Below are 21,747 nucleotides of genomic sequence, written 5' to 3'. Positions count from 1 at the left end.
AGAATTTGTCGAGGTTTTCTCCAGGTTCAGACCCCCAGAATCCAGCCTTCTTCTTGCTCCACCTGGGCGATCAGCTCGGGCGTGGCGTCCTTGGGCGGGCCGAAGGCCTTGGCCAGGTCGCCGGTCTCGTCCATGTGGGCCAGGGCCTCGGCGGTGGAGCGGACCTGGGCCTGATCCTTGAACTCGCCTTCATTGGGCTTGGCGTCGAACATCGAGGGCCAGACCTCGACCACCAGGGCCGACAGGGGCTCGACGTCGTCGGGCGTCAGTTCGCGCCAGCCGGTGCCGAACGGCCAGACGGCGCCGGAAGATCCCAGGCTTTCCAACAGCCTGCGCACGGCCGGGATGCCCACCAGGGTCTGGCCGCCCACGGCGCCCGCCCCGTGCATCTGCCACACGCTCTTGGGCTGAAGCCGGCCCTTGCGCGCCGCATTCTCGGTCGCCCGGAACTCGGGAATGTCGGCGCCCGCGCCTGCGGGCGGCTTGGTCGTGGTCAGCCAGCGCTGCGCCTGTTTCGCCGGGGCGCCCCACAGCGGCCAGGCCTCGTCGGTCATCAGCCGGTTCATCTTGGCCGCCACCTGGTAGCGGTTGTTCGTATTATCGGCCTTGTCCACGACGTTAGACGCGATGAACTTCCACATGGAATTCCAAGGGGTTCCGTCCAGCTTCAGCCGCGCGGCCGTGCCGACCGGATAGCCGAAGTTGAAGTCCAGACCGACCAGAACCCGGTCGCCGCGCTTCCTGTGATCCGCCAGGATCGAGGCCAGCAGGGCCTCGCCCTCGGCCCGCGTGGCGACATTGTGCGTCTCGGTATAGAGGCGGAACCGCACGTCGCGCTTCGCCACCCCGATCCACAGCGAGGTGTCGCCGAGTTTCTTGGTTTCGGCGGCGGTCCAGTCGGCGACGACATAGGCGTCGAATAGGCGGGCCAAGGCGGCCTCCCGTAAAAAGGCGTGTCGATAGGAATGAGCGGGGGTTCTAGACCTCTCGCCGCCCAATCGGAAGGGGGGCGGTCAGCTCTTCAACAGGGCTTCCAGGTGCGACAGCCAGCGCCGACCCAGCCGCAGGGCCTCGCCGGGCGAGCCGGTCCCGCCTGTGAATGTGGCGTCCCACAGGGCCAGTTCGAACTCCGGATGGCGGGCGTCTGCGAACATCAGCCGCAGCACCACCTGTTCGGCGTCGGGCGCCAGCACGTCCAGCGACTTGCGCGCCTCGCCGCGGCGGATGCGGGCGACCACATGGCCGTCGACGATGATTTCCCCGCCCTCGACCTCCTCGAAGGCGTAGGCCAGGCCGTGGGCGCCGTTGGCCCAAAGCACGACAACCTGTTCGATGTCGAAGTTTAGGGCGCAGGCCCGGCCCTCGCGGGGCGAACCGGCCTCGACCTCGGGCGGCGCGCCCAGGGCCTTCAGCAAGGCGCGGCGGATGCGGCGCGGCGGCTCCATCCACCAGGACAGGGCCAGGGCCAGGGTCGTCAGCAGGGCCGCCGCCAAGGCGATCAGCAGGATCACCCGCACGACCTCGGCCATGGCTCAGACCTCCGTCCCGGCCGACAGGTCGATATCGACCACCACCGGCACATGGTCGCTGGGCTTGTCCATGTCGCGCGCGTCGCGATGGGTCTCGATCCCGCGCAACCGATCCGCCGCCTGGGGCGACAGCAGGGCGAAGTCGATGCGGATGCCGTGGTTCCTCTGCCAGGCGCCGGCCTGATAGTCCCAGAAGCTATAGGTCCCGGCCGGTTCGCCCCCGACCTCATGCGCGTCGGCCAGGCCCAGATTCTTCAACGCGCGGAACGCCTGTCGGCTCTGGGGCTGGAACAGGGCGTCGTCGGTCCAGGCGGCGGGGTTCTTGGCGTCCTCAGCCTCGGGGATGACGTTATAGTCGCCGCACAGGGCCAGCGGCTCCTCGAAGGCCAGCAGGCCGCGCGCGTGGCGGTTCAGCCGTTCGAACCAGGCCAGCTTGTAGTCGAACTTCTCGGTCCCGATCGGATTGCCGTTGGGCAGATAGATGGACGCCACCCGGATCGGGCGGGGCGCCTCGACTACGGCTTCCAGGTAGCGCGCCTGTTCATCGGTCTCGTCGCCGGGCAGGCCGCGCCGGATGTCCGACAGCGGGTATTTCGACAGCATGGCCACGCCGTTGTAGCTCTTCTGGCCGTGGGTCTCGACGTTATAGCCCAGGCTCTCGAAGGCCTCGCGCGGGAATTTTTCGTCCACGCATTTGATTTCCTGGAAGCAGGCGACGTCAGGGGCGGCTTGCTCCAGCCAGGCCAGCACGGTGGGCAGGCGGGCGTTGACCGAGTTCACGTTCCAGGTGGCGATGCGCATGAGGGCGACGGTAGGGCGCGTCACGGTTTCGGAAAAGAGGCCGCGCAAAACAAAAGGGCCGCCGGATCGCTCCGACGGCCCTTCGTCTGGTCTGCGGTGGTCGCTTACGGACGACCGCCGGCCGGCGCCGGAGCGGCGGCGGGCGCGGTGGTCAGCTTGCACCCGCCGCCGATCTGCTGGGCGGTGGCGCAGGGATAGACCTGCTGGACGACGTTTTCAGTGTTCAGGCGGGCGATGAGGCCGTCGCCGGCCGCGCACTTGGCTTCATAGAAGACGCCGTTGGCGTTGCGGCCCATCAGACGGGCTTCGGTCACATCGCAGGAGGCGGCCTCCGAACCCGCAAAATAGGATTTCACCAGGCCGGCGTTCTCAGCCGAGGTGGTGAAGGCGCAGGTCCCGTTCTCCGCCAGGACCTGAATACAGGGGGTCTTGGTCCATGCGTTATTGAGCTTCTTGATCCAGAAGCCCGCTGCGTCGGAGCAACCGACTTCGTAGGCAATGCCCCCGTCAGATGCGCGACCCAGAACCTTAACTTCGTCGACCGTGCAGGCGACACCGGCTTGTTGAGCGTATTCACGCAGGAATTTCTGCGTGTCGGTGTTCGCCTCGATCGTGCATTGCGGACCAACGTCTGCCTGGGGATCGGCGGCGCGCATCTTCACAGCCGAGTCCGCCAATATGACGCAATCGGTCACCACTGGAGGGGTCTTGGACTCGATGATGTAGCCGGGGCCAGCCGCGCAAGCCATTTCGTAGACAGAGGTCTGTTCTGCTGTCGTGCCCAGCAGCTTGGCTTCGGTGACCTGGCAGTTGGTGTTGCCGAGCGTCGCCTGCTCCTGCGCCGCCGCCATCACCTGTTCTGGCGATGGCGCCGCTGGTTGACGGCCACGGCGTGAACGGCCCGCGCCCGCGCGGGAGGAGCCTTCTGTCGCCACAGGGCGGCCGTTGTCGTCCGTTTCGCGCGTGGTCTGAGCGGCGGCGGGGACGATTGAGATTGCGCTAAACAGCAGCGCCGCGAAGGCGGCGGCGAAGCGGGCTTTCATGGGGACACCTCGAATTATCGGAACGGCTGGAGGCTTCGTGGCGATCTAATCGGGCGGGGTCAAGGCGGCGGTGGACGTCAGAGGGAAGAACGGACTAGTGTTTGAGCGTTTCGATTGGAGACGCACTTGGCGGACGATGCAACAACGGCGAAGCTGGGAAGCGATGCGCGCGGCCTGACCTATCCCCTGCCGGACGGACCCGAGGCGGGCGAGGCGATCATGATCGCGCCGGGCGTCTTGTGGTTTCGGTTCGCCCTGCCGTTCCAACTGAACCATGTGAACGTCTACGCCGTTCGTGACGGCGACGGATGGACGGTGATCGACACCGGTCTGCGCACGCCGGACAGTGTTGCGGCCTGGGAGGCGGCGCTGGACGGCGCGCTGGAAGGCCGGCCGATCAGGCGTCTGATCTGCACCCATATGCACCCCGACCACATCGGTCTGGCGGGTTGGCTGTGCGACCGCAGCGGCGCGCCGCTTCTGATGTCGCGTCTGGAATATGTCACCGCCCGGATGCTGATGGCCGAGGGGACCGGCGACGCGCCGGAGGACGGGGAACGCTATTTTCGCGCTGCGGGCTGGAGCGAGGCGCAGATTGATCGTTGGCGCGCGGACTACGGCGGCTTCGCCAAGGGGGTGGCGCCGATGCCGCGCAGCTATCTGCGGCTGTCCGACGAAGACGTAGTCCAGATTGACGGCGACGACTGGACCGTGGTGGTCGGCTCGGGCCACAGCCCCGAACATGTCTGCCTTTGGCGGCGGTCGGATGATGTCTTCATCGCTGGTGATCAGGTGTTGCCCCGGATTTCGTCGAACGTCTCGGTCTGGCCCACCGAGCCTGAAGCCGATCCGCTGGGCGACTGGATGGACTCCCTGGCCAAGCTGCGGGACCTGCTGCCTGAGGGGGCGTTTGTCCTGCCGGCGCATGGCGAGCCCTTCTACGGGGTTCATGCGCGGCTCGACGCCCTGAAGCGCGGTCATGAGACGGCGCTGAAACGGCTTGAGCGGACGTTGCGTCAACCGTCTAGAGTGATCGACGGTTTCTCGGCCGTGTTCGGCCGGGCGGTCGGAGATGGCGTATTGGGCATGGCCACGGGCGAGGCCCAAGCGCACCTGAACTATCTGGAACGACGCGGCCGCGCGCAGCGGACGCGAGACGAGAACGGCGTCGACTGGTGGACAGCCGTCAAACGGGACGAGGAAACGACGTGAGCGAACATATCCGCAAAGAACTGGCCGACGGCGTCCTGACCCTGACGCTGGACCGGGCCGACAAGAAGAACGCCATCACCCAGGCCATGTACTCGGCCCTGTCCGAGGCCGTCGAACAGGCGCGGACCGACGATACGGTGCGGGTGCTGCTGCTTCGCGCCGAGGGCGACAGCTTCTCGGCCGGCAACGACATCGGCGACTTCATCGCCATCGGGGCCCAGACGGAACAGCCGTTCGACATGTCGGTGTTCCGCTTCCTGAAGGCGCTGGCCGACCTGGACAAGCCGCTGGTGGCGGCGGTGAAAGGGCGGGCGGTCGGCATCGGCCTGACCATGCTGCTGCACTGCGACCTAGTGGTGGTGGCCGAGGACGCCCTGCTGTCCGTGCCCTTCGTCAACCTGGCCCTGGCCCCCGAGGCGGCCTCCAGCCTGTTGCTGCCGGCGGTAATTGGTCACCAGCGGGCGTTCGAGATGTTCGCCCTGGGCGAGCCGCTGGACGGCAAGACCGCCCTGGCCTGGGGCCTGGCCAACCGCGCGGTCCCCGCCGATCAGGTCGAGGCTACGGCGGCGGATCTGGCGGCCAAGGTGGCGGCGCGGGCGCCCAACTCCATCCGCAAGACCAAGCGGCTGATGCGCGACGCCGAGGGGCTGTGGGCATTGATGCAGCGCGAGGGCGAGGCCTTTGGTTCGCAGATGAAGAGCCCCGAGGCCATGGAGGCCTTCATGGCCTTCACTCAGAAACGGGCGCCGGACTTTTCCAAACTGGGCTGACTGTCACAAGACCGCGCCTTGATTTGGCGCGGCTTTGGTCCTAGTGCGCGCGCCTCGCCGTCGGAGCGCCCATGTCGCACGCCCCTGTTCTGAATCTGGCCCTGAATCTGGGCATGACGGCGGCGCCCAGCCGGATCGAGGCCGAGACCTCGACCGACGCCGCAGGCGTCGAGGCCCTGATCATGGCCGCCTTCGGTCCCGGCCGTTTCGCCAAGACGGCGGAGCGGCTGCGCGAAGGATCGCGTCCTGCGGCGGGCTTCGTCGCCCGTCGGGGGGAACGGATCGTGGGGTCGGTGCGGCTGTGGCCGGTTCTGATCGGCGAGACGAGCGGTCTGTTCCTTGGTCCTATCGCCGTGGACGCGGCCAGTCGCAGCGACGGCCTGGGGGCAGAACTGGTGCAGGCCTGTCTCGATCAGGCGCAGTCGATGGCGGTCGGCGGTGTGCTGCTGGTCGGCGACCGCGCCTATTTCGAACGGTTCGGCTTCGTCGGCGCGCCCGAGGCCATCCTGCCGGGGCCGGTGGACCGTCGTCGCGTCCTGTGGCTGCCGACCAGGGTCGAGGCTGTTTCTGGACCCGTTCGCATCGGCTGACCTTTCCCATGCAGGGTGCGGGGCCTAAGTCATGTCGGACATGACAAACGCCGATGATCCCAAGTCAGGACTGAACGCGGTCGCCGAGGCGGCCAAACAGGCGCCGGGCCGCGGCCTGCCGCCCGTGCATCTGTGGAATCCCGAGCACTGCGGCGAGATCGACATCGTTGTCCGGCGCGACGGCGTCTGGATGCACGAGGGTTCGCCCATCGGCCGCCAGGAACTGGTGCGGCTGTTCTCGACCGTGCTGCGCAAGGATCCGGACGGCTATCATCTGGTGACGCCGGTCGAGAAGTTGAAGATCGCGGTCGAGGACCTGCCGTTCCGGGCCGTGGCGGTGCGGCGGGACGGCGACGACCTGGTCTTTACCACCGACGTCGGCGACGAGGTGCGGGCGGGCGAGGCCGATCCCATCGTGGTCGAGACCGATCCGGAGACGGGCGAGCCAGCGCCGCGCGTCCATGTGCGGCGCGACCTGTGGGCGCGGATCACGCGTTCGGTCTTCTATGAACTGGTCGAGACGGCCGAGGAGGTCGACGGGCGGCTGGTCGTGCGGTCCGGCGGGCGAACGTTTTCCTTGGGGGCGGTCGCGTGACGCTGGCGACCTTGAGGAGCCGGCTGGTTCAGCGGCTGGACCCGGTCGAGGCCTGGCGGCCGGAAGGGCTGGCGGCGCGGTCCGACTTCGACCTGAATCCCAAGGCGACGCGGCCGGTGCGGGAGTTGCGGCCGGCGGCGGTGCTGATCCCGGTGGTGGCGCGGCCCGAGGGGGCGACGGTGCTGCTGACGCGGCGGGCGGACACACTGGTGCGGCATACGGGTCAGATCGCCTTTCCAGGCGGTCGGCTGGACCCTGGAGAGAACGCCGTCCAGGCGGCGCTGCGCGAGGCGGACGAGGAGGTGTCGCTGAACCCGGCGAAGGTCGAGGTGCTGGGCCTGTCCGACGCCTATGAGACGGGAACCGGCTTTCTGGTCACGCCGGTGATCGGCTGGCTGCACGAGGCGCCCATCACAACCCCGGCGCCGGCCGAAGTGGCCGAGGTGTTCGAGACGCCGTGGGACTTCCTGATGGACGCCGCCAACCACCGGCAGGACTTCTACGACATGGACGAGGGGCTGCGGCGCTGGTTCTGGGCCATGCCCTGGGGCGAGCGCTATATCTGGGGCGTCACGGCGGGCATTCTGAAGGGGCTTCACGCCCGGCTCTACGGCGACGAACCCGCGCCCCAGATCGCAGCCGAAGAGGATGCGGCGTGAGCGTGTCCATGCTCGGTCAGCCGTGGCTGGAGGCGCCGGCCACCCGCGCCGTTATGGCGGCTCTGGAAGCGGCGGGCGGCACCGACTGCGCCCGGTTCGTCGGCGGCTGCGTCCGCAACAGTCTGCTGGGCCGGTTCGTGGACGATATCGACATCGCCACCCGGCTGCGGCCGGAGGAGACGATGGCGGCGCTGAAGGCGGCGGGGCTGAAGGCCGTGCCGACCGGGATCGAGCACGGCACGATCACCGGGGTGTCCGAGCGCAAACCCTATGAGATCACCACCCTGCGGCGGGATGTGGAGACCGACGGGCGCCGCGCCGTGGTCGCCTTCACCGAGGACTGGGCCGAGGATGCGGCGCGCCGGGACTTCCGCCTGAACGCCCTCTACGCCGACGCGGCCGGGCGCGTGTTCGATCCGACCGGCGGCGGCCTGGCGGACGCGGCCGAGGGGCGGATCGTCTTCGTCGGCGACGCCGAGACGCGGATCCGCGAGGACTATCTGCGCATCCTGCGCTTCTTCCGCTTTCAGGCCTGGTACGGGCGGGGCGAACCCGATGCGACCGGCCTGGCCGCCTGCGCCGCGCTGAAGGACGGGATGGGCCGGTTGTCGGCCGAGCGGGTGTCCAAGGAACTGCTGAAGCTGCTGGCGGCGGTCGATCCCCGCCCTTCGGTGCGCGCCATGGCGGAGACCGGGGTGCTCGCCGTCGTCTTGCCGGACGTTCAGCCGCTGGATCTGTTCGAGGCTATGTGCGGGCTGACCGATGATCCGGTGATGCGTCTGTCGGCCCTGCTGCCGGAAGATGCGGCCGTCGTCGTGCGGATCGCGCAGGAACTGCGGCTGTCGAACGCGGTGCGGGATCGGATGGCGGCTGCCGTCGCCGACGGCCCGGTGGTGACGCCCGGCATGACTGACGCGGCGGCGCGGGCGGCCATCTATCGGGTGGGGCGCGCCGGCTTTGAAGATCGGTTGACGCGCGCGGAGGCGCGGAGCGGTCGCGACGGAGCCCCTCTACGACGCCTTGCGACCGTCTGGACGCCGCCCTCAATGCCGGTCGGCGGGCGGGACCTGGCCCGGCTGGGCCGGACGCCGGGACCGGAGACGGGGCGCATCCTGAAGGCGTTCGAAGACGCCTGGGTCGCCGACGACTTCCCGATCGACGGCCACGAGGCCCGACTGAAATCGCTTATGGCTTCGCTCGAGTGAATTCGGTCACGACCGGATAGTGGTCCGAGCCGGTCTGTCGGCCCACGCGGCGGCTGACCAGGGCCAGGTCGGGCGAGCGGTAGACCTGGTCGATGGTGATGCCCAAGACGGCGGGCAGGCGGCTTGGCCAGGTGCCGGGAAAGCCCGGCGCAGGAATCAGGCCTAGGTCGGCCTTGATCTGACGTCCGATCCGGGCGCTGGAGATGCTGTTGAAGTCGCCGGCGATGAGGGTGGTCCCCGGCGCGGCCGCCTTGCGACGTTCGGTCAGGGCCATGACCTGGGTGATCTGTCCCCACTGATATTCATAGGGCCAGGGACGGGTCAGGTGGATGCCGAAGACGGTGATCGGTCCCAGCGGCGTGGCCACGACGGCGCCGACGGCGCTGAGCCCGTCCGGTCGCCCCGGCAGTTTCGTCGTGATCGGATAGCGGGAGGCGATGATGGCCCGCGCCCCGGATGGTCCCGGCGACAGTCGTCCGTTGACCCGACGGTGGGGATAGCCCGCGAGCAGGCGGTCAATTTGGGCGATCGGCGCGTCCCCGACCTCGACCAGGATGACGATATCCGCATCGGCCGCCTCGATCGAGGCGCGCATGGCGTCGACGTCGGTATTGGGCGCCCAGAGGTTGGCGGAATAGACCCGGATGACCGGCTGGTCCGGTTGGCGCAGCCCCGTCGGCGGCATCCACTGGGGCCAGACTGCGAGGAACAGGATCAGGGTCGCCAGCCCGCCCACGCCCACCGCCGGCCAGAGCCGCAGAAGCCCACAGCCCACGGTCAGACCCGCCGCCGCCAGCAGCACGGGGCCCGTGAACTGAGCCAGGATGTCCACCCAGCGATGATCGACGCCGCTGAGCGCCGCCACGCCGAAGATCGACAGGCCGATCAGGACCAGGCAGGCCGCCGCATTGGCCGCCAGCTTGAGCAGGGACATCGTGTGTTGCCTTTCCTGGTGAACGCTGTTGCCTATGCCGCGTTAGGGCGACGCTTGGGAGAGGGCGACATGGCCAGACGGTCGATCACAGATATCGAAAAGATTTGGTCCAATGTCGAGGGGATCAAGAAGCTGTCCGACCGGGTGATCGGCATCGGCCCGTTCGGCATCGGCATGGACGGCCTGCTGACCTGGGTGCCGGTGGTCGGTACGGTCTATACGGTGGGAACCGGCGCCTGGCTGGTGATGCAGGCGGTCCGGGCCAAGGCCTCGCCGGCGACCCTGGCGCGGATGGCCGCCTATATGGCCGTGGATACGGCGACGGGCACGGTGCCTCTGGCCGGCGACGTGGTCGATACCTTCTTTCCCGGACAGTTGCTGGCGGCCAAGGCCCTGCAGAAGGACATCGAGACGACCCACTGGGTCGAGGATAGCGAGGCGGGGGCCAAGGCCAGCGGCGATCATGACCGGCACCTGGAGACGGTTCGCAACGACAAGAAACTGCGGCGCATCGTCTATCTGCACGACTGAATTGCGCGCGCTGGCGGTCGTCTGGTTTCCTAATTTGTCATTCGAACATCCGTGCGATCAATGGCTTGAGTAAAAATTCGGCCCTACAGCGCGCCTGAGTTGGCGGCGCCCGCAGACTGATCTCCGACAAGAACGGAGATCCTGATGAGCGACGATTTCACTGCGCGTCTGAGCCTGCCCTATCTTGCGGCGGGGCAGATGCAGAAACATGTGACCCTGAACGCGGCGCTGACGCGGCTGGACGCCCTGTTGCAGACGGCGGTGGTCAGCGGGACCACGGCCGTCCAGCCGACGGCGCCGTTCGACGGCGACCTCTACATCCTGCCGGAAGGGGCCGAGGGGGCGGCCTGGGGCGGCCAGCCCGTGGGCGCCCTGATGCGGTTCGAGGCGGGCGGCTGGAGCCGGGTGTCCGCGCCGGTCGGACTGATCGCCCTGGTGCTGGACGCCGCCGTCCTAGTGGTGCGAGAGGAAGGCGGCTGGGCGCCGCTGGGCCGGCGGCTGGACGAGGTTCAGGGCCTGTCGCGCCTAGGGGTCGGGACGACGGCCGACGCCGCCAATCCGCTGGCGATCAAGACCAACACCGCCCTGTTCACCGCGCGCGCCCAGGCCGAAGGCGGCGACGGAGATCTGCGTCTGACCTTGAACAAGACGGCGGTGGGCGACGTCCTGTCGCTGCTGTTCCAGAGCGGCTACGGCGGGCGGGCCGAACTGGGCCTGGTCGGGGACGACGACCTCAGCCTGAAGGTCAGCCCGGACGGATCGACCTGGCGCCGCGCCTTCGGCGTGGACCGCGCCACCGGTCGGGTCGCCTTCGACCGAGGCGCGACCCGACGCGAGACGACGATCTTCGACGCCGACGGCGTCTATACGCCGCCCGCCTGGGCCCGATGGATCGAGGCCGTTTGTGTCGGCGGCGGCGGCGCGGGCGGGGCAGGCACGGCCGGACCGGCCGGAACCGCGCGCTTCGGCGGCGGCGGCGGCGGTGCGGGCGGTCTGAGCCAGGCCATCTGGGCGGTCGCCGATCTGGGCGAGACCCTGGCTGTCGCCGTCGGCGGCGGAGGCTCTGCCGCGACCGGCGGCTCAGGCGGCCAGACGACAATAAGCCTGGAAGGCGTCGTGCTGCTGCGCGCCGGAGGCGGCGCTCGCGGCGCCGACGGAACCGCCGCAGCGGGGCCAGGCGGCGCGGGCGGCCTGGGGCAGCGCGTCGGCAATCCGGGGGGCGATAGTCGGATCACGGCGGCTGCGTCCGGCGGCGGAGAAACAGTCTGCCCTGAGGGCTCCGGCGGCGGCGGGGCCGGCGGCGGTCTGAGCGCCGGCAATATGGCTCAGGCGGGCGGTCCCGGCGGGGCGGGCGGCTGGGCTGTGCGACGAGCGGACGGGGGCGCGGCGGGCGCGGCGGGGCAGGGTTCGTCGGCGCCAGGCCTGTCCTTGGTCGGCGGCGGCGGGGGAGGGGGCGACGCCTCGTCCGCAGGCGCTGGCGCGGCAGGCGGCGCAGGAGCCTCGTACGGGGCCGGCGGCGGCGGAGGCGGCGCGGGCCTGACCCAGTCGGGCGTGGGCGGCGCAGGCGGCGGAGGCGTGGTTCGCATCACGGCCGTCGGATGAGCCGGCGACCCTATCTGCCCGAGCCGATCGAGGTGCTCGACCCCGAAGCCTGGGACGCCCCCAGGACTCTGAACGACACAGCCCGCCGCGCCCAGACCGGCTTCGACGGTCGATGCGATCGGCAAATCCAGGACAAGGAGGACGAGGAATGACCGGAACCCGAACCCCGGCGCCGGGTCGCGCCCGAAACGATACTTTGGCCGAAGGCCGCTGGCTGTGGCGCAGGCTCTATGCCTTCGCCGTCAGCGCCGGACTGTGGCTGCTGCTGATGCGGACCGTGGCGCGGATGCCGCCCGAGATGCTGCCCAAGATCACGGACGGATTGATGGGGCTGCTGGCCCTGATCCTGATCCTCTACCTGGTGGCGCCCACGGCTGAGCAACTGGTCGCCGTGCTGGCCAATGCCCGGCTGCGCCTGACGGGAGGCCGCTCATGAGCGCGCGATTGTCCGTTCGTTCCCGATCCCGTCTGACGGGCGTCCACCCCGCCTTGGTCGCCGTGGTCGAGGCCGCTCTCGCGCGCAGTCCGGTGGACTTCATGATCACCGAGGGCCTGCGGACGCCGGCGCGGCAGGCCAGCCTGGTCAAGGCCGGGGCCAGCCGGACGCTCAGGTCCCGGCATCTGACCGGACACGCCGTCGACGTCGCGGCCCTGGTGGACGGCCAGGTGCGGTGGGACTGGCCGCTCTATGGCCGGATCGCCGAAGCCTTCAAATCCGCCGCGCGGGACCTGAACACCCCCATCGTCTGGGGCGGCGACTGGAAGAGCCTGCGCGACGGCCCGCATTTCGAGCTGGACCGGAGGGTCTATCCGTGAGGCCCTGGTCGATCTTGAAGGCGCTGACGCCGCTCGGCTGGATCCTGGTCGCCGCAGCGGCCATCGGCCTCGCGGCGACGCTTCTCGGCGGGCTCGGCTTCCGCTGGGACCCTCTGGGCCTGCAGCAGCGGCGGTTGGCGGCGGCCCAGGCGCGGGCCACGGCAGGCGAGGGGGCTGCCAAGGCTCAAGCCGGCGCGCGTCGCCTCGAAGCCGAGGGCGCCCAGACCGTGCTGCGCCGCCTCGACGACTTTCAACAGCAACAGACGGCGACCGCAGGCGTGACCGCCGCCGCCGTCGCCCAGGCAAGGAGCGCCGATGACGCCGAAACCCCTCTGGACCGCCGCCGCGCCGATTATCTGCGCGGCCATGACCGCGAGCTGTGCCGGCTCGCCCCGGATCTCGGCGGTTGCGCCGGCGCGGCTGAGCCTGCCGGAGGCGGCGACCCGGCCGTGCGCCCTGGCGGCGCTTCCGGCTGAACCGACAACCGCGGATCTGGACGCCGCCTATGTGCTGCGCGGCGCCCAGATCCTCGCCTGTGACGGCGCGCGCAGGCTGGCGCTGGAGGTCCTGCTGGCGGAGCGGGCGATGTTGGATTCTCAAGCCGGGGGAGGGGACAGGCCTCCGCCCTGACCAAAGCGGCAAAAACGACTCGGCAACTTGTGCCGCTGGGCGTCGAAACTTGCCGAGGTGCGGCGCGGGTCGTCCGAAAAAAGCCCGTAAAATCAGTGCGGGGCTATGCCGTTTCGCCCATTTCCGTCTGGCCCCGCCCTTGCTCTCTAGAGGGCGAGCAAAATGCTCCTGGCGCTAAAATGGCGCTGGACATCACACGAAGTGAAGAGGACAGCCAAAATGGCTAACAACAGCATCAACGTGAACGTCGGCGCCATGGTCGCGCTGCAAAACCTTAACGCGTCCAACAAGATGTTGGACGTGACGCAGAACCGTGTCTCCACGGGAATGAAGGTTTCCAGCGCCAAGGATAATGGGGCGATCTTCGCCATCGCGACGAACCAGCGCGCCGAGATGGGCGCGCTCAACTCCGTGATGCAATCGCAACAACGCGGCCAGTCGATCGTCGACGTCGCGCTCGCCGCCGGCGACACCGTCGTCGCAGCCCTGACTGAAATGAAGGCGCTCGCCGTCGCCATCGAGGCCGGAGGCAGCTCCGCGACGACCACCGCGCTCCAAAACGACTACGACGCCCTGCAGGACGAAATCGACAAGGCCCTGGCCGGCGCCGACTTCGACGGCGTCAACCTGTGGACCGACGGCGCCGTGACCGGCGTCATCACCGACACCTCCGGCGGCACCTTCTCCATCGGCATCGCCGCCGCCAGCGACGGCACCCCCACGGCTGCGACCGCAGCGGCTGTCCAGACCGCGATCGACGCCTTCACGGCCGATCTGGCGACCCTGGGCACCCAGTCCAAGTCTCTGGATCGCCAGGTGACCTTCACCAGCAAGCTGCAAGACGCTGTCGAAGCCGGCATCGGCAACCTGGTCGACGCCGATCTGGCCAAGGAAAGCGCTCGCCTGACCGCCTTGCAGACCAAGCAGCAACTGGGCGTTCAAGCGCTGTCGATCGCGAACACTTCCAGCCAGATCCTGACCAGCCTGTTCCGATCCTAAAAGCCAGGGCGTCTCGCCTCTCCGGCCTGCGCCTCAATATCAAACGTCAAAAAGGCGGTCGGACCTTGGTCCGGCCGCCTTCTTGCTTGGTTGGCAGCTTTTGCCCGGCAGATTTTTCCTACCCAGTCGGCAAAATCTGCCCCGCTAGGCGAAATCTGCCGGGGCAGATTAATCTAAACAACAGTATAACGTAGAAAAAACAATGACTTGAGAGGTGTCGGGTTAACGGTTCCTGGCCCGGCAATTGCTTCAGTCCAATCGGGCAAAAAGCTCCCGGTTGTCAAAACGACGCCGGACATCACGAAGTGAAAAGGACAGCCAAAATGGCTAACAGCGTTAACACGAATATGGGCGCCAACGTCGCCCTGCAGACCCTGAACGCCACCAACAAGGCCCTGGCCACGACGCAAAACCGCGTCAGCACCGGTCAGGCCGTTTCGTCCGCCAAGGACAACGGCGCCATCTTCGCCATCGCCACCAACCAGCGCGCTGAAATGGCCGCCCAAGGGGCCGTCAAGCAATCGCTGCAACGTGGTCAGTCCATCGTCGACGTCGCCCTGGCGGCCGGCGAGACCGTCGTCGCGGCCCTGACGGAAATGAAGTCGCTGGCCGTCGCCATCGAAGCCGGCGGTTCCTCCGCCACGACCACCGCTCTGCAAGCCGACTACGACGCCCTGCAGACCGAAATCGACAGCGCTCTCGCCGGCGCTGAGTTCGACGGCGAAAATCTGTGGACCGCTTCGGCTTCCGTGATCACCGATACGTCGGCGTCGACGTTCACGGTCGGCATGGCCTCGCCCGCCGACGGCACCCCGGCCGGCGCCACCGCTGCTCAAGTCCAGACCGCAATCGAGGCCTTCACGGCCGACATGGCGACCCTGGGTTCGCAGTCGAAGTCGCTGGACCGTCAGGTCACCTTCGCCAGCAAGATGGAAGACGCCCTGGAAGCCGGTATCGGCAACCTGGTCGACGCCGATCTGGCCAAGGAAAGCGCCAAGTTGACCGCCCTGCAGACCAAGCAACAGCTCGGCGTGCAGGCGCTGTCGATCGCGAACTCGTCCAGCCAGATCCTGCTGAGCCTGTTCCGTTAAGATGATAGGCCGGGGCGGCTTACGCCGCCCCGGCCCTTCACTCCCGTTTGAATCCAGAAGGGCGCGGATGTTCCGCGCGAGGAGCCATGGCTGACAATGTCGCGAGCGTGTCCTCGGTAAACTTCTTTCCTCCCGATCCTGCCGACGTCACTCCTGCCCCTGCCCCCGCGCCGTCGCAGCCTTCGCTGCAGGCCGAGGAAGCAGCGGAATCGACCAACTATCGCCTGACCATCGAGTCCGCCGAGAACGGTCGCTTTGTATACACGATCAGCGATCCGATCACGGGCAAGGTCGTGCTGAAACTCCCGCGGGAAGTCGTTCAGACTCTCGCCGACAACCCGGGCTACCGGGGCGGAAATCTGCTGAAAACCTCCGTCTAGACGAAGGCTTTTCAGGTCGAAGACTGCAACGCCGCCGGTTTGCCGGACGGCGCTATCGTGGTTTCTTCGCCGTTAACCATACGCTCACGACTCATGGTTAATCCTGTAGGGAACAGAAGTCCGGGGCTTGAAGCCATGACCACTAGCGTACACACCAACACCTCGGCGATGATCGCCCTGCAGAACCTGAACCGCACCAACGACCAGTTGGCGTCGACGCAGGGCCGGGTCAGCACCGGCCTGAAGGTTCAGGGCGCCAAGGACAACGCCGCCGTTTGGGCGGTCGCTCAGGGCCAGCGGGCGGACAAGGGTTCGCTTGAATCCGTGACGACCAGCCTGAACCGCGCGACCTCGATTGCCGACGTGTCGCTGGCGGCGGGCGAGCAGATTTCAGACCTCCTGCTGGATCTGAAGGCCAAGGCCACGGCGGCGGCTGACCCCAGCGCCACGGCTGCGACCCGCGCCTCGTATGACCAGGAGTTCCAGGCCCTGTTGGGCTCGATCGGGTCGTTCTCGGCCAATGCGACTTTCGACGGCGCCAATATTCTGGACGGCACGTCAACCGTCGCGCTTGATTTCCTGGCCAATGCGGACGCGACCGAAACCGTCGCCCTGGACCGCCAAAATCTCACCGTCGCCGGCCTCGGCCTTACGGGCCAGGATTTGACGACCGAGGCGGACGCCACTGCGGCCCTGACGGCGGTGACGACCGCGATCACCACGGCGAGTTCGCGTCTCGCGGAACTGGGCGCCCAAGCGAAGCAGATTGAACGCCATACGACCTTCGTCAGCAAGCTGTCCGACGCGCTGGAATCCGGCATCGGCAATCTGGTGGACGCCGACCTGGCCAAGGAAAGCGCCCGTCTCCAGGCGCTGCAGGTTCAGCAGCAACTGGGCGTCCAGGCCCTGTCTATCGCCAACCAGGCGCCGCAGGTCATCCTGTCGCTGTTCCAGAACTAGGTCCGACTTAAGAGTTCGTTATCGGCCCTCGGCGCAATCTGGATAGCGGAGCCGATCGATGATCAACAACAGCTATCTGTTGGGACTGTACGGGGTGACGTCTTCCACGACGTCTTCCACGTCAAACACGTCTACGACTCCGACCAAACGCACCCAGCCCACGGCGCCGTGGACGGCGACGGAGAACGTCCCGACCGCCAGCGAAATGGTGCGCTCGGCCCTGGCGGGCCGTCGGATCGTCAACGAGGCGGCGGTGGACGTCGACCTGACCTCAGCCTCCGCCGACTATCGCAAGCTTTTCGCGACCTATCAGGCCCTCGACACGCTTTCCGCCTTGGCGGATCGGGCCGGCACCCGCGGCGTCAGCGCGTCGGAATCCGCCCTGCTCAACAAGCGGTTCGCCTCAGGGCTGGCCGAGCTTTCAACCTATCTGGCTACGGCGAAGTTCGAAGGGTTACGGATGGTCGACGGCGTCGCCCAGAACACCGTCAAGACGACCGCAGCGATAGAGAAGACGTCCAGCACCTTCGTCACCGCGCCGGTGCATGAGGGGGCGCTCACCGAGACGGTCGATGCGTTCGAAGGGGACGTGCGCTTCTCCATCGGCGTCTCGATCTCAGGGAGCGCGCAAAAGACCATCGACATCGACCTGGCGGACATGGGCTCGACCCCCCGCACATTCGACAATGTCACCGCCTTCATGAACGAACAGCTGGACGCGGCCGGGGTGGAGACGCGCATCGGGCGCGAGCAAATTCCAGGCGCCGCCAAGACGGTCAAGGCGGGAGACAAGACCGTCACCTTGCCTGCGGGCCCGGATCAGTGGGCGTTGAAGGTGTGGGGCGGGGCGGGCGAAACCGTCTCGTTCTCCGCAGCCGACACGTCTGACGCCGTCTATGTCACCCAGACCACCGGCGCCGGTGCGGAGCTCCTGAAGTTCCAAGCCGACGGCGGAAGCGCGCCGACGGCGACGCAAGGCTTGGGCGAGACCTTCTGGGTCGAGGGAAGGACCGGTCAGGTCGCCTTGCCGGACGGCGTCGCCGCCGTGCGGGACAGCGCCGTGGCTGCGGACGGCTCGGTCTGGGTGCTCGCCGACCTGACCGAAGGCGAGGACAACCAGCCGATCAAGGGGCAGCGCGACGTCGCCCTGATGAAGTTCGATTCCGCCGGGAACCTGACCCAGACCAAGCTGCTGGGGGCGGCGTCCAGCGCCAACGGATTCTCTCTCGCCATCGCCGACGACGGCCGGATCGCGGTCGCCGGCTCGGTGACCGGCGCCCTGGACGCCGGCAAGAGCGGCGACGACGCCAATGTGGCGGACAGTTTCGTCACCGTTTTCGACTCTTCAGGCAAGGAGGTCTGGACCCAGCGGCGCGGCGCCAAGGCGGCCGATGAGGCGACCGAGGTCAGTTTCGGCGCCGACGGCACGGTCTATGTCGCCGGTCGGTCGCGCTCCATGATGCCGGGCTCCGAGGGCGCGCTGGGCGGATGGGATGGCTACCTCCAGGCTTTCGGCGAGCATAGGCTGACCCCGACCTCGCCGCTCAGCGGTCTTATGGTGGGCGCGACGCAGTTCGGCACGGCCGGCGACGACAATGTCCAGGCCATGACGACCTCCGGCTCGAACCTCTATACCGCCGGGGTGGAGAACGGTCGGATCATGGTCCGTCAGTTCACACTGGACGCCTCGGGCGCGCCGACCCTGTCGTCGACCCGCGACCTCGGCGCGGCTCAGGGCGGGATCGCCGGGATCACGGTCGATAACGGTCGCGTCATCCTGACGGGTCAGACCGACAACGCCGCTCTGGACGTCGGCGGCGCCACGAATTCCCATGCAGGCGGCACGGACGTGTTCGTGGCGGTTCTGGATCCCGACCTCCAACCCTCCGCCAACGAGCGGCTGACCTATTATGGCGGCGCCGGCGTGGACACGGCGTCCGACGTCCAGGTCAAGGACGGCAAGGTCTGGGTCACCGGCGTCGCCGACCGTCCCGCCGGAGCGGCCAAGACCGATCCGACCCAGGCCTATCTGGCGCGGTTGGACCCTCTGACCGGTGCCGTCGAATATAGCCAGACCTGGCGCGCCCAGGGCGACCAGGCGGTGACGGGCAGCCTGACGGTCGTGTCCGGCGGCGCCAGCGTTCTGGACAGGCTGGGCCTGCCGCAGGGCGAGATCATGCAGTCGGATTCCAAGCTGCTGACCGTCGCCACCTCCGCCCGCGCGGGCGATCAGTTCAGCATAACCCCCGGCAACGGCACACGGGCCATAACCGTGACCATCGCCGCGAACGAAACCATGGCGAGCCTGGCCAAGAAGATCACCAGCGCCTCGAACCGGCAGCTCACCGCTACGGTGGTCACAGACAAGAAGGTCTCGCCGCCGACCGAGCGAATCCAGATCGTAGCCGCCGATGGCAAACAGGGCGCCACGGTCTCCTCGGGCGCGGTCGGCAAAGACGCTTTGGCCGCCCTGGGCCTGTCGCCCGGCTATATTGGGAACACGGGCGACAAGGAAAAGAAGGCCTATGGGCTCAATCTGACCAATGCGCTGAACCTCAGCAACGCCGATTCAATCAAGGCGGCGAACGAAGCCCTGGCCAACGCCCTGACCTCGGTCAGGTCGGCCTACAAGTCGCTGGCGCCGTCGACCGCCGCCATCACCAACACCCAGACCGGCAACAAGTCGTCGACCGCCTATCAGCAGACGCAACTGGCCAACTTCCAGGCCGCGCTCAACCGCCTGACGGCCTGATCTGAGCCTCATCGCCCTAAGCGACGGCTAGGCGGTTGACGCCCGGCGCCGGTTCCGGGTTATTGGACGCCTCAGTTGCGAAAGCCCCCCATGGCCCTTCCGAACGACAACCGCGTCATCATCGCCATCGGCGCCGGTCTGGTGATCATCGCCGCCGTGGTGCTGGCCCTGATCTTCACCGGCGGCGGCGACAAGACGCCTGAAGCCCCGCCTGCCGCCAAGGGCGGGCTGACGGTCGATCTGGCAGACGCCCCCTCGCTGGAGCCGACGCGCGAGCTGCGCTGTTTCGTCGATGGTCAGTTCGTCGGCATGGCGACGCTGGCTGACTGCGCCCAGCGCAACGGTCTGGCCACCGACGCCCTGGATGTTGGCATCGACGAGACCGGGGCCCTGGCCGCCGCCCCGACCGCCGCCTTCGCCCCGCCGCCGGAACTGCCCCCGGTCGAGATGGCTGAGGCCGATCCCATGCCGAGCCCCGCTCCGGGCGCCGCCGCGCCCAGCACCCCGGCCCCAGCGCAGTCCGCCGGCTCCCAGTGTCTGCGCCATGCCGGTTCGGAATGGCGCGTCCTGTCCAGCGGCATGAGCCTGAACGCCTGCGTCCAGGCCCTTTACGCCGGAACCTGCGTGCGTCCCGGCGACGCCCAGTACGGCCGTTGGGGCGAGACCACCCTGCGGCTGGTGCCGCGTCGTGTGGAACAGTCCAGCGACAATACCCGTTTCCGCACCCTGGCGGAGCAGGACCGCAACTGCCAATTCCCGGGTCTGAACTGATGCGCGTGCTTGCCCTTGCCGCCGCCGCTGTCGCCACTCTGGGCGCCTGCTCCAGCGAGCCGAAGTTCGAGTTCGAACCCGGCGTCTGCTATTTCGTCGCCACGCCGGACGGCGAGCCGCCGCGCTTGCAGAAGATGGGCGAGAACGTCGCCCAGATCGAACTCTGCGCCGGCCAGCTGGAAGAAATGCGCCTGCGCTTCCTGCGCATGGGCGGCTCGAACCAGGAGGTCGCCGGCGCCTATCAGGGCCGCTTCATCTTCGTGGACCGCGAAGGCGTGAAGTTCGGCAAGAGCCTGACGGGCAGCCGCTTCTTCGCCATGGCCCGCACCGGCGACGGCCGTCTGGCCATCCCCGGCGCCATCCAGCGCGACGACACCGGGCGCCCGATCGCGATCGCTGCGCCGCCGGCCGAGACCAAGTAGGGCGCAGGCCCTGGCCAAGGGCTTGCGGAAATCGAACAAAGGTGGAACAAACGGTTAATCCATCCACCGGTTTGGCGGGTCAGATGTCGAATGCGGCTGGCGGTGACCGGCGGCGGCTCTAAGACATCCGGCTGAATTACGGAGCAGGCGAGGGACTCGCCGCTCCCTACGAGAAGGAAGTTTCCATGGCGGGCAGCGTCAACAAGGTCATTCTGGTCGGCAATCTGGGCCGCGATCCCGAAATCCGGTCCATGCCGAACGGGGACCGGATCGCCAACCTGTCGATCGCCACTTCGGAAACCTGGCGCGACAAGTCCTCGGGCGAGCGCAAGGAAAAGACCGAGTGGCACCGGGTCGTCATCTTCAACGACAATATCGTCAAGGTGGTCGAGAACTATGTGAAGAAGGGCTCGACCGTCTATATCGAGGGCGCGCTCCAGACCCGCAAATGGACCGACCAGCAGGGCGTCGAGAAGTATTCGACCGAGATCGTGGTCAGCCGCTTCAAGGGTGAACTGACCATGCTGGGCGGCCGCGCTGAAGGCGGCGCCTCGCAAGGCGGCGGTTACGGCGGCGGCGGCGGTGGTCGCGGCGACGACGACTATTCCTCGGGCTTCTCCACCGGCGGCGCCAACAAGCCGAGCGGCCCCAAGGAAAGCTACGACCTGAACGACGACATTCCATTCTAAGGTGAAATGGAGGGGGCGAGCTCAGGCTTCGCCCCCCTTCTTCCTACCAGACCGCTTGGTCGAAATGGCGCAGGATCACCTGGTCGGCGGTGACCAGCTTCGCCCCGTCGGCCATGGCGTTGGCGACGATCAGCCGGTCGAACGGATCGCGCGTCCAGGCGAAGCGGCAGGCCGCCTCAGCGACGGCGGCGGTCGAAGCGTTCGATAGCGACAGGTCCAGCCGGTCCTCAAGATCCCGCAGCAGAAGATCGGCCGTCTTCAGCTTGACCCGACCGATCTCGATCAGGATTTCGATCTCCACCAGCACCAAGGGCGACAGACGCAAGTCACGAGCCCGCGCCAGCTGCGCCTGCGCCGAGCGGCTGATCTGCCGGTCCAGCCGATAGTAGAGCCAGAGGGCGACCTGGGTATCGAGATGGATCACTTGTCGTCGAAGTCGAACTTGGTGTCCGGATCCCAGGTCCAATGGCTCTTGTTGGTGTCGATATCGTCGGGGCAGTCGTCGGCGCCCTCGCGCACGCCTTGGGCCATATAGGCGTCCCAGCGTTCCTCAGGCGTCGTCGGCTTGGCGGGCGTCTCGGCGATCAGGGTCAGCCGCCGACCGCCGCGCCGGATCACCAGCGGCTCGCCGGTTTCCAGCACGCTGTCGACCAGTCGGAACAGGTCCTTGCGCAGGGCGGTCAAGGTGACTTCGGCCATATGTACATGCTGCGCTTGAGGCATGTACATGTCAATGCAATGAGCCGACACGCCATTTGACGGGCGA

The 21,747-nt window shown here is 67.8% G+C and carries 27 protein-coding genes; 20 read left to right on the top strand and 7 right to left on the bottom strand.

Annotated elements, in window-relative coordinates; translation table 11 throughout:
- Positions 1–26: 26 nt before the first annotated feature.
- The 4 genes from ACW17X_RS07150 to ACW17X_RS07135 form a co-directional block, all read right to left on the bottom strand.
- The gene (locus ACW17X_RS07150; RefSeq protein WP_492100269.1) at positions 27–932 is read right to left on the bottom strand and encodes a cobalamin biosynthesis protein CbiG; all 906 of its coding nucleotides are present in this window, start codon (positions 930–932) and stop codon (positions 27–29) included.
- 81 nt (positions 933–1,013) lie between these two features.
- Positions 1,014–1,529 (bottom strand): hypothetical protein, encoded by a 516-nt coding sequence (locus ACW17X_RS07145; RefSeq protein ID WP_492100268.1) that lies wholly within the window; start codon positions 1,527–1,529, stop codon positions 1,014–1,016.
- Positions 1,530–1,532: 3 nt separating this feature from the next.
- Complete coding sequence (gene xth, locus ACW17X_RS07140; protein ID WP_492100267.1) at positions 1,533–2,330, bottom strand: exodeoxyribonuclease III; 798 nt, start codon at positions 2,328–2,330, stop codon at positions 1,533–1,535.
- 104 nt (positions 2,331–2,434) lie between these two features.
- Positions 2,435–3,373 (bottom strand): hypothetical protein, encoded by a 939-nt coding sequence (locus ACW17X_RS07135; RefSeq protein WP_492100266.1) that lies wholly within the window; start codon positions 3,371–3,373, stop codon positions 2,435–2,437.
- A gap of 126 nt (positions 3,374–3,499) precedes the next feature.
- Here ACW17X_RS07135 and ACW17X_RS07130 point away from each other — a divergent pair, with 126 nt between their 5' ends.
- The 6 genes from ACW17X_RS07130 to ACW17X_RS07105 all read left to right on the top strand — a co-directional run bounded on the left by ACW17X_RS07130 (position 3,500) and on the right by ACW17X_RS07105 (position 8,404).
- Positions 3,500–4,585, top strand: coding sequence for an MBL fold metallo-hydrolase (locus ACW17X_RS07130; protein WP_492100265.1), 1,086 nt, complete (start codon positions 3,500–3,502; stop codon positions 4,583–4,585).
- A complete protein-coding gene (locus tag ACW17X_RS07125) occupies positions 4,582–5,355 on the top strand; it encodes an enoyl-CoA hydratase (protein WP_492100264.1) in 774 nt (257 codons plus the stop codon). The genes ACW17X_RS07130 and ACW17X_RS07125 overlap by 4 nt, the downstream gene beginning before the upstream one ends.
- Positions 5,356–5,426: 71 nt before the next feature.
- Positions 5,427–5,945 (top strand): GNAT family N-acetyltransferase, encoded by a 519-nt coding sequence (locus ACW17X_RS07120; RefSeq protein WP_492100263.1) that lies wholly within the window; start codon positions 5,427–5,429, stop codon positions 5,943–5,945.
- 40 nt (positions 5,946–5,985) lie between these two features.
- Positions 5,986–6,540, top strand: a complete 555-nt coding sequence (locus ACW17X_RS07115) for a DUF1285 domain-containing protein (protein ID WP_492100445.1) — start codon at positions 5,986–5,988, stop codon at positions 6,538–6,540.
- Complete coding sequence (locus ACW17X_RS07110) at positions 6,537–7,199, top strand: CoA pyrophosphatase (protein WP_492100262.1); 663 nt, start codon at positions 6,537–6,539, stop codon at positions 7,197–7,199. The genes ACW17X_RS07115 and ACW17X_RS07110 overlap by 4 nt, the downstream gene beginning before the upstream one ends.
- The gene (locus ACW17X_RS07105) at positions 7,196–8,404 is read left to right on the top strand and encodes a CCA tRNA nucleotidyltransferase (RefSeq protein WP_492100261.1); all 1,209 of its coding nucleotides are present in this window, start codon (positions 7,196–7,198) and stop codon (positions 8,402–8,404) included. Before ACW17X_RS07110 ends, ACW17X_RS07105 begins: the two co-directional genes overlap by 4 nt.
- Here ACW17X_RS07105 and ACW17X_RS07100 read toward each other — a convergent pair.
- The gene (locus tag ACW17X_RS07100) at positions 8,385–9,338 is read right to left on the bottom strand and encodes an endonuclease/exonuclease/phosphatase family protein (protein ID WP_492100260.1); all 954 of its coding nucleotides are present in this window, start codon (positions 9,336–9,338) and stop codon (positions 8,385–8,387) included. The genes ACW17X_RS07105 and ACW17X_RS07100 overlap by 20 nt on opposite strands.
- A gap of 69 nt (positions 9,339–9,407) precedes the next feature.
- Here ACW17X_RS07100 and ACW17X_RS07095 point away from each other — a divergent pair, with 69 nt between their 5' ends.
- The 14 genes from ACW17X_RS07095 to ssb all read left to right on the top strand — a co-directional run bounded on the left by ACW17X_RS07095 (position 9,408) and on the right by ssb (position 20,981).
- Positions 9,408–9,869 carry a DUF4112 domain-containing protein gene (locus ACW17X_RS07095; protein ID WP_492087650.1) on the top strand — a complete coding sequence of 154 codons (462 nt, stop codon included), beginning with the start codon at positions 9,408–9,410 and terminating at the stop codon, positions 9,867–9,869.
- A gap of 144 nt (positions 9,870–10,013) precedes the next feature.
- Positions 10,014–11,471: a DUF2793 domain-containing protein gene (locus ACW17X_RS07090; RefSeq protein ID WP_492100259.1), complete on the top strand. Its 1,458-nt coding sequence runs from the start codon at positions 10,014–10,016 to the stop codon at positions 11,469–11,471.
- Positions 11,468–11,623, top strand: a complete 156-nt coding sequence (locus ACW17X_RS07085; RefSeq protein WP_492087647.1) for a hypothetical protein — start codon at positions 11,468–11,470, stop codon at positions 11,621–11,623. Before ACW17X_RS07090 ends, ACW17X_RS07085 begins: the two co-directional genes overlap by 4 nt.
- Positions 11,620–11,907: a hypothetical protein gene (locus tag ACW17X_RS07080; RefSeq protein WP_492100258.1), complete on the top strand. Its 288-nt coding sequence runs from the start codon at positions 11,620–11,622 to the stop codon at positions 11,905–11,907. The genes ACW17X_RS07085 and ACW17X_RS07080 overlap by 4 nt, the downstream gene beginning before the upstream one ends.
- A complete protein-coding gene (locus tag ACW17X_RS07075; protein WP_492100257.1) occupies positions 11,904–12,287 on the top strand; it encodes a M15 family metallopeptidase in 384 nt (127 codons plus the stop codon). Before ACW17X_RS07080 ends, ACW17X_RS07075 begins: the two co-directional genes overlap by 4 nt.
- Positions 12,284–12,763, top strand: coding sequence for a hypothetical protein (locus ACW17X_RS07070; RefSeq protein WP_492100256.1), 480 nt, complete (start codon positions 12,284–12,286; stop codon positions 12,761–12,763). Before ACW17X_RS07075 ends, ACW17X_RS07070 begins: the two co-directional genes overlap by 4 nt.
- 373 nt (positions 12,764–13,136) lie before the next feature.
- Positions 13,137–13,916: a flagellin gene (locus tag ACW17X_RS07065; RefSeq protein ID WP_492087643.1), complete on the top strand. Its 780-nt coding sequence runs from the start codon at positions 13,137–13,139 to the stop codon at positions 13,914–13,916.
- Between the two features lie 323 nt (positions 13,917–14,239).
- Positions 14,240–15,007, top strand: coding sequence for a flagellin (locus ACW17X_RS07060; protein WP_492087642.1), 768 nt, complete (start codon positions 14,240–14,242; stop codon positions 15,005–15,007).
- A gap of 86 nt (positions 15,008–15,093) precedes the next feature.
- Positions 15,094–15,387 (top strand): hypothetical protein, encoded by a 294-nt coding sequence (locus tag ACW17X_RS07055; protein ID WP_492100255.1) that lies wholly within the window; start codon positions 15,094–15,096, stop codon positions 15,385–15,387.
- A 135-nt stretch (positions 15,388–15,522) separates the two neighbouring features.
- Positions 15,523–16,347: a flagellin gene (locus ACW17X_RS07050; RefSeq protein ID WP_492100254.1), complete on the top strand. Its 825-nt coding sequence runs from the start codon at positions 15,523–15,525 to the stop codon at positions 16,345–16,347.
- A gap of 58 nt (positions 16,348–16,405) precedes the next feature.
- Entirely contained in the window at positions 16,406–19,099 is a 2,694-nt protein-coding gene (locus ACW17X_RS07045; protein ID WP_492100253.1) for an NHL repeat-containing protein, read from the top strand.
- 90 nt (positions 19,100–19,189) lie between these two features.
- A complete protein-coding gene (locus tag ACW17X_RS07040) occupies positions 19,190–19,870 on the top strand; it encodes a hypothetical protein (protein ID WP_492100252.1) in 681 nt (226 codons plus the stop codon).
- On the top strand, positions 19,870–20,292 hold the full coding sequence (locus ACW17X_RS07035; RefSeq protein WP_492100251.1) for a PDC sensor domain-containing protein: 423 nt from the start codon (positions 19,870–19,872) through the stop codon (positions 20,290–20,292). The genes ACW17X_RS07040 and ACW17X_RS07035 overlap by 1 nt, the downstream gene beginning before the upstream one ends.
- A gap of 185 nt (positions 20,293–20,477) precedes the next feature.
- The gene (gene ssb, locus ACW17X_RS07030) at positions 20,478–20,981 is read left to right on the top strand and encodes a single-stranded DNA-binding protein (RefSeq protein WP_267515801.1); all 504 of its coding nucleotides are present in this window, start codon (positions 20,478–20,480) and stop codon (positions 20,979–20,981) included.
- A 43-nt stretch (positions 20,982–21,024) separates the two neighbouring features.
- On the opposite strand, the gene ACW17X_RS07025 is transcribed toward ssb, so the two are convergent.
- Both ACW17X_RS07025 and ACW17X_RS07020 read right to left on the bottom strand, forming a co-directional pair.
- Entirely contained in the window at positions 21,025–21,405 is a 381-nt protein-coding gene (locus ACW17X_RS07025) for a type II toxin-antitoxin system VapC family toxin (RefSeq protein WP_492100250.1), read from the bottom strand.
- A complete protein-coding gene (locus ACW17X_RS07020) occupies positions 21,402–21,680 on the bottom strand; it encodes a hypothetical protein (protein ID WP_492100249.1) in 279 nt (92 codons plus the stop codon). The genes ACW17X_RS07025 and ACW17X_RS07020 overlap by 4 nt, the downstream gene beginning before the upstream one ends.
- Positions 21,681–21,747: the final 67 nt, after the last annotated feature.

The sequence above is a fragment of the Brevundimonas sp. FV1ye4L genome (assembly GCF_058681255.1).
This window is presented reverse-complemented; position numbering and strand designations above follow the sequence as displayed.

Excerpts from the sequence above, each read along its gene's own strand:
- ACW17X_RS07145 (WP_492100268.1), bottom strand. The coding sequence starts at position 1,529 with ATGGCCGAGGTCGTGCGGGTGATCCTGCTGATCGCCTTGGCGGCGGCC.
- xth (WP_492100267.1), bottom strand. The coding sequence starts at position 2,330 with ATGCGCATCGCCACCTGGAACGTGAACTCGGTCAACGCCCGCCTGCCC.
- ACW17X_RS07135 (WP_492100266.1), bottom strand. The coding sequence starts at position 3,373 with ATGAAAGCCCGCTTCGCCGCCGCCTTCGCGGCGCTGCTGTTTAGCGCA.
- ACW17X_RS07120 (WP_492100263.1), top strand. The coding sequence starts at position 5,427 with ATGTCGCACGCCCCTGTTCTGAATCTGGCCCTGAATCTGGGCATGACG.
- ACW17X_RS07115 (WP_492100445.1), top strand. The coding sequence starts at position 5,986 with ATGACAAACGCCGATGATCCCAAGTCAGGACTGAACGCGGTCGCCGAG.
- ACW17X_RS07100 (WP_492100260.1), bottom strand. The coding sequence starts at position 9,338 with ATGTCCCTGCTCAAGCTGGCGGCCAATGCGGCGGCCTGCCTGGTCCTG.
- ACW17X_RS07095 (WP_492087650.1), top strand. The coding sequence starts at position 9,408 with ATGGCCAGACGGTCGATCACAGATATCGAAAAGATTTGGTCCAATGTC.
- ACW17X_RS07090 (WP_492100259.1), top strand. The coding sequence starts at position 10,014 with ATGAGCGACGATTTCACTGCGCGTCTGAGCCTGCCCTATCTTGCGGCG.
- ACW17X_RS07085 (WP_492087647.1), top strand. The coding sequence starts at position 11,468 with ATGAGCCGGCGACCCTATCTGCCCGAGCCGATCGAGGTGCTCGACCCC.
- ACW17X_RS07080 (WP_492100258.1), top strand. The coding sequence starts at position 11,620 with ATGACCGGAACCCGAACCCCGGCGCCGGGTCGCGCCCGAAACGATACT.
- ACW17X_RS07075 (WP_492100257.1), top strand. The coding sequence starts at position 11,904 with ATGAGCGCGCGATTGTCCGTTCGTTCCCGATCCCGTCTGACGGGCGTC.
- ACW17X_RS07065 (WP_492087643.1), top strand. The coding sequence starts at position 13,137 with ATGGCTAACAACAGCATCAACGTGAACGTCGGCGCCATGGTCGCGCTG.
- ACW17X_RS07060 (WP_492087642.1), top strand. The coding sequence starts at position 14,240 with ATGGCTAACAGCGTTAACACGAATATGGGCGCCAACGTCGCCCTGCAG.
- ACW17X_RS07055 (WP_492100255.1), top strand. The coding sequence starts at position 15,094 with ATGGCTGACAATGTCGCGAGCGTGTCCTCGGTAAACTTCTTTCCTCCC.
- ACW17X_RS07050 (WP_492100254.1), top strand. The coding sequence starts at position 15,523 with ATGACCACTAGCGTACACACCAACACCTCGGCGATGATCGCCCTGCAG.
- ACW17X_RS07045 (WP_492100253.1), top strand. The coding sequence starts at position 16,406 with ATGATCAACAACAGCTATCTGTTGGGACTGTACGGGGTGACGTCTTCC.
- ACW17X_RS07040 (WP_492100252.1), top strand. The coding sequence starts at position 19,190 with ATGGCCCTTCCGAACGACAACCGCGTCATCATCGCCATCGGCGCCGGT.
- ACW17X_RS07035 (WP_492100251.1), top strand. The coding sequence starts at position 19,870 with ATGCGCGTGCTTGCCCTTGCCGCCGCCGCTGTCGCCACTCTGGGCGCC.
- ssb (WP_267515801.1), top strand. The coding sequence starts at position 20,478 with ATGGCGGGCAGCGTCAACAAGGTCATTCTGGTCGGCAATCTGGGCCGC.
- ACW17X_RS07020 (WP_492100249.1), bottom strand. The coding sequence starts at position 21,680 with ATGGCCGAAGTCACCTTGACCGCCCTGCGCAAGGACCTGTTCCGACTG.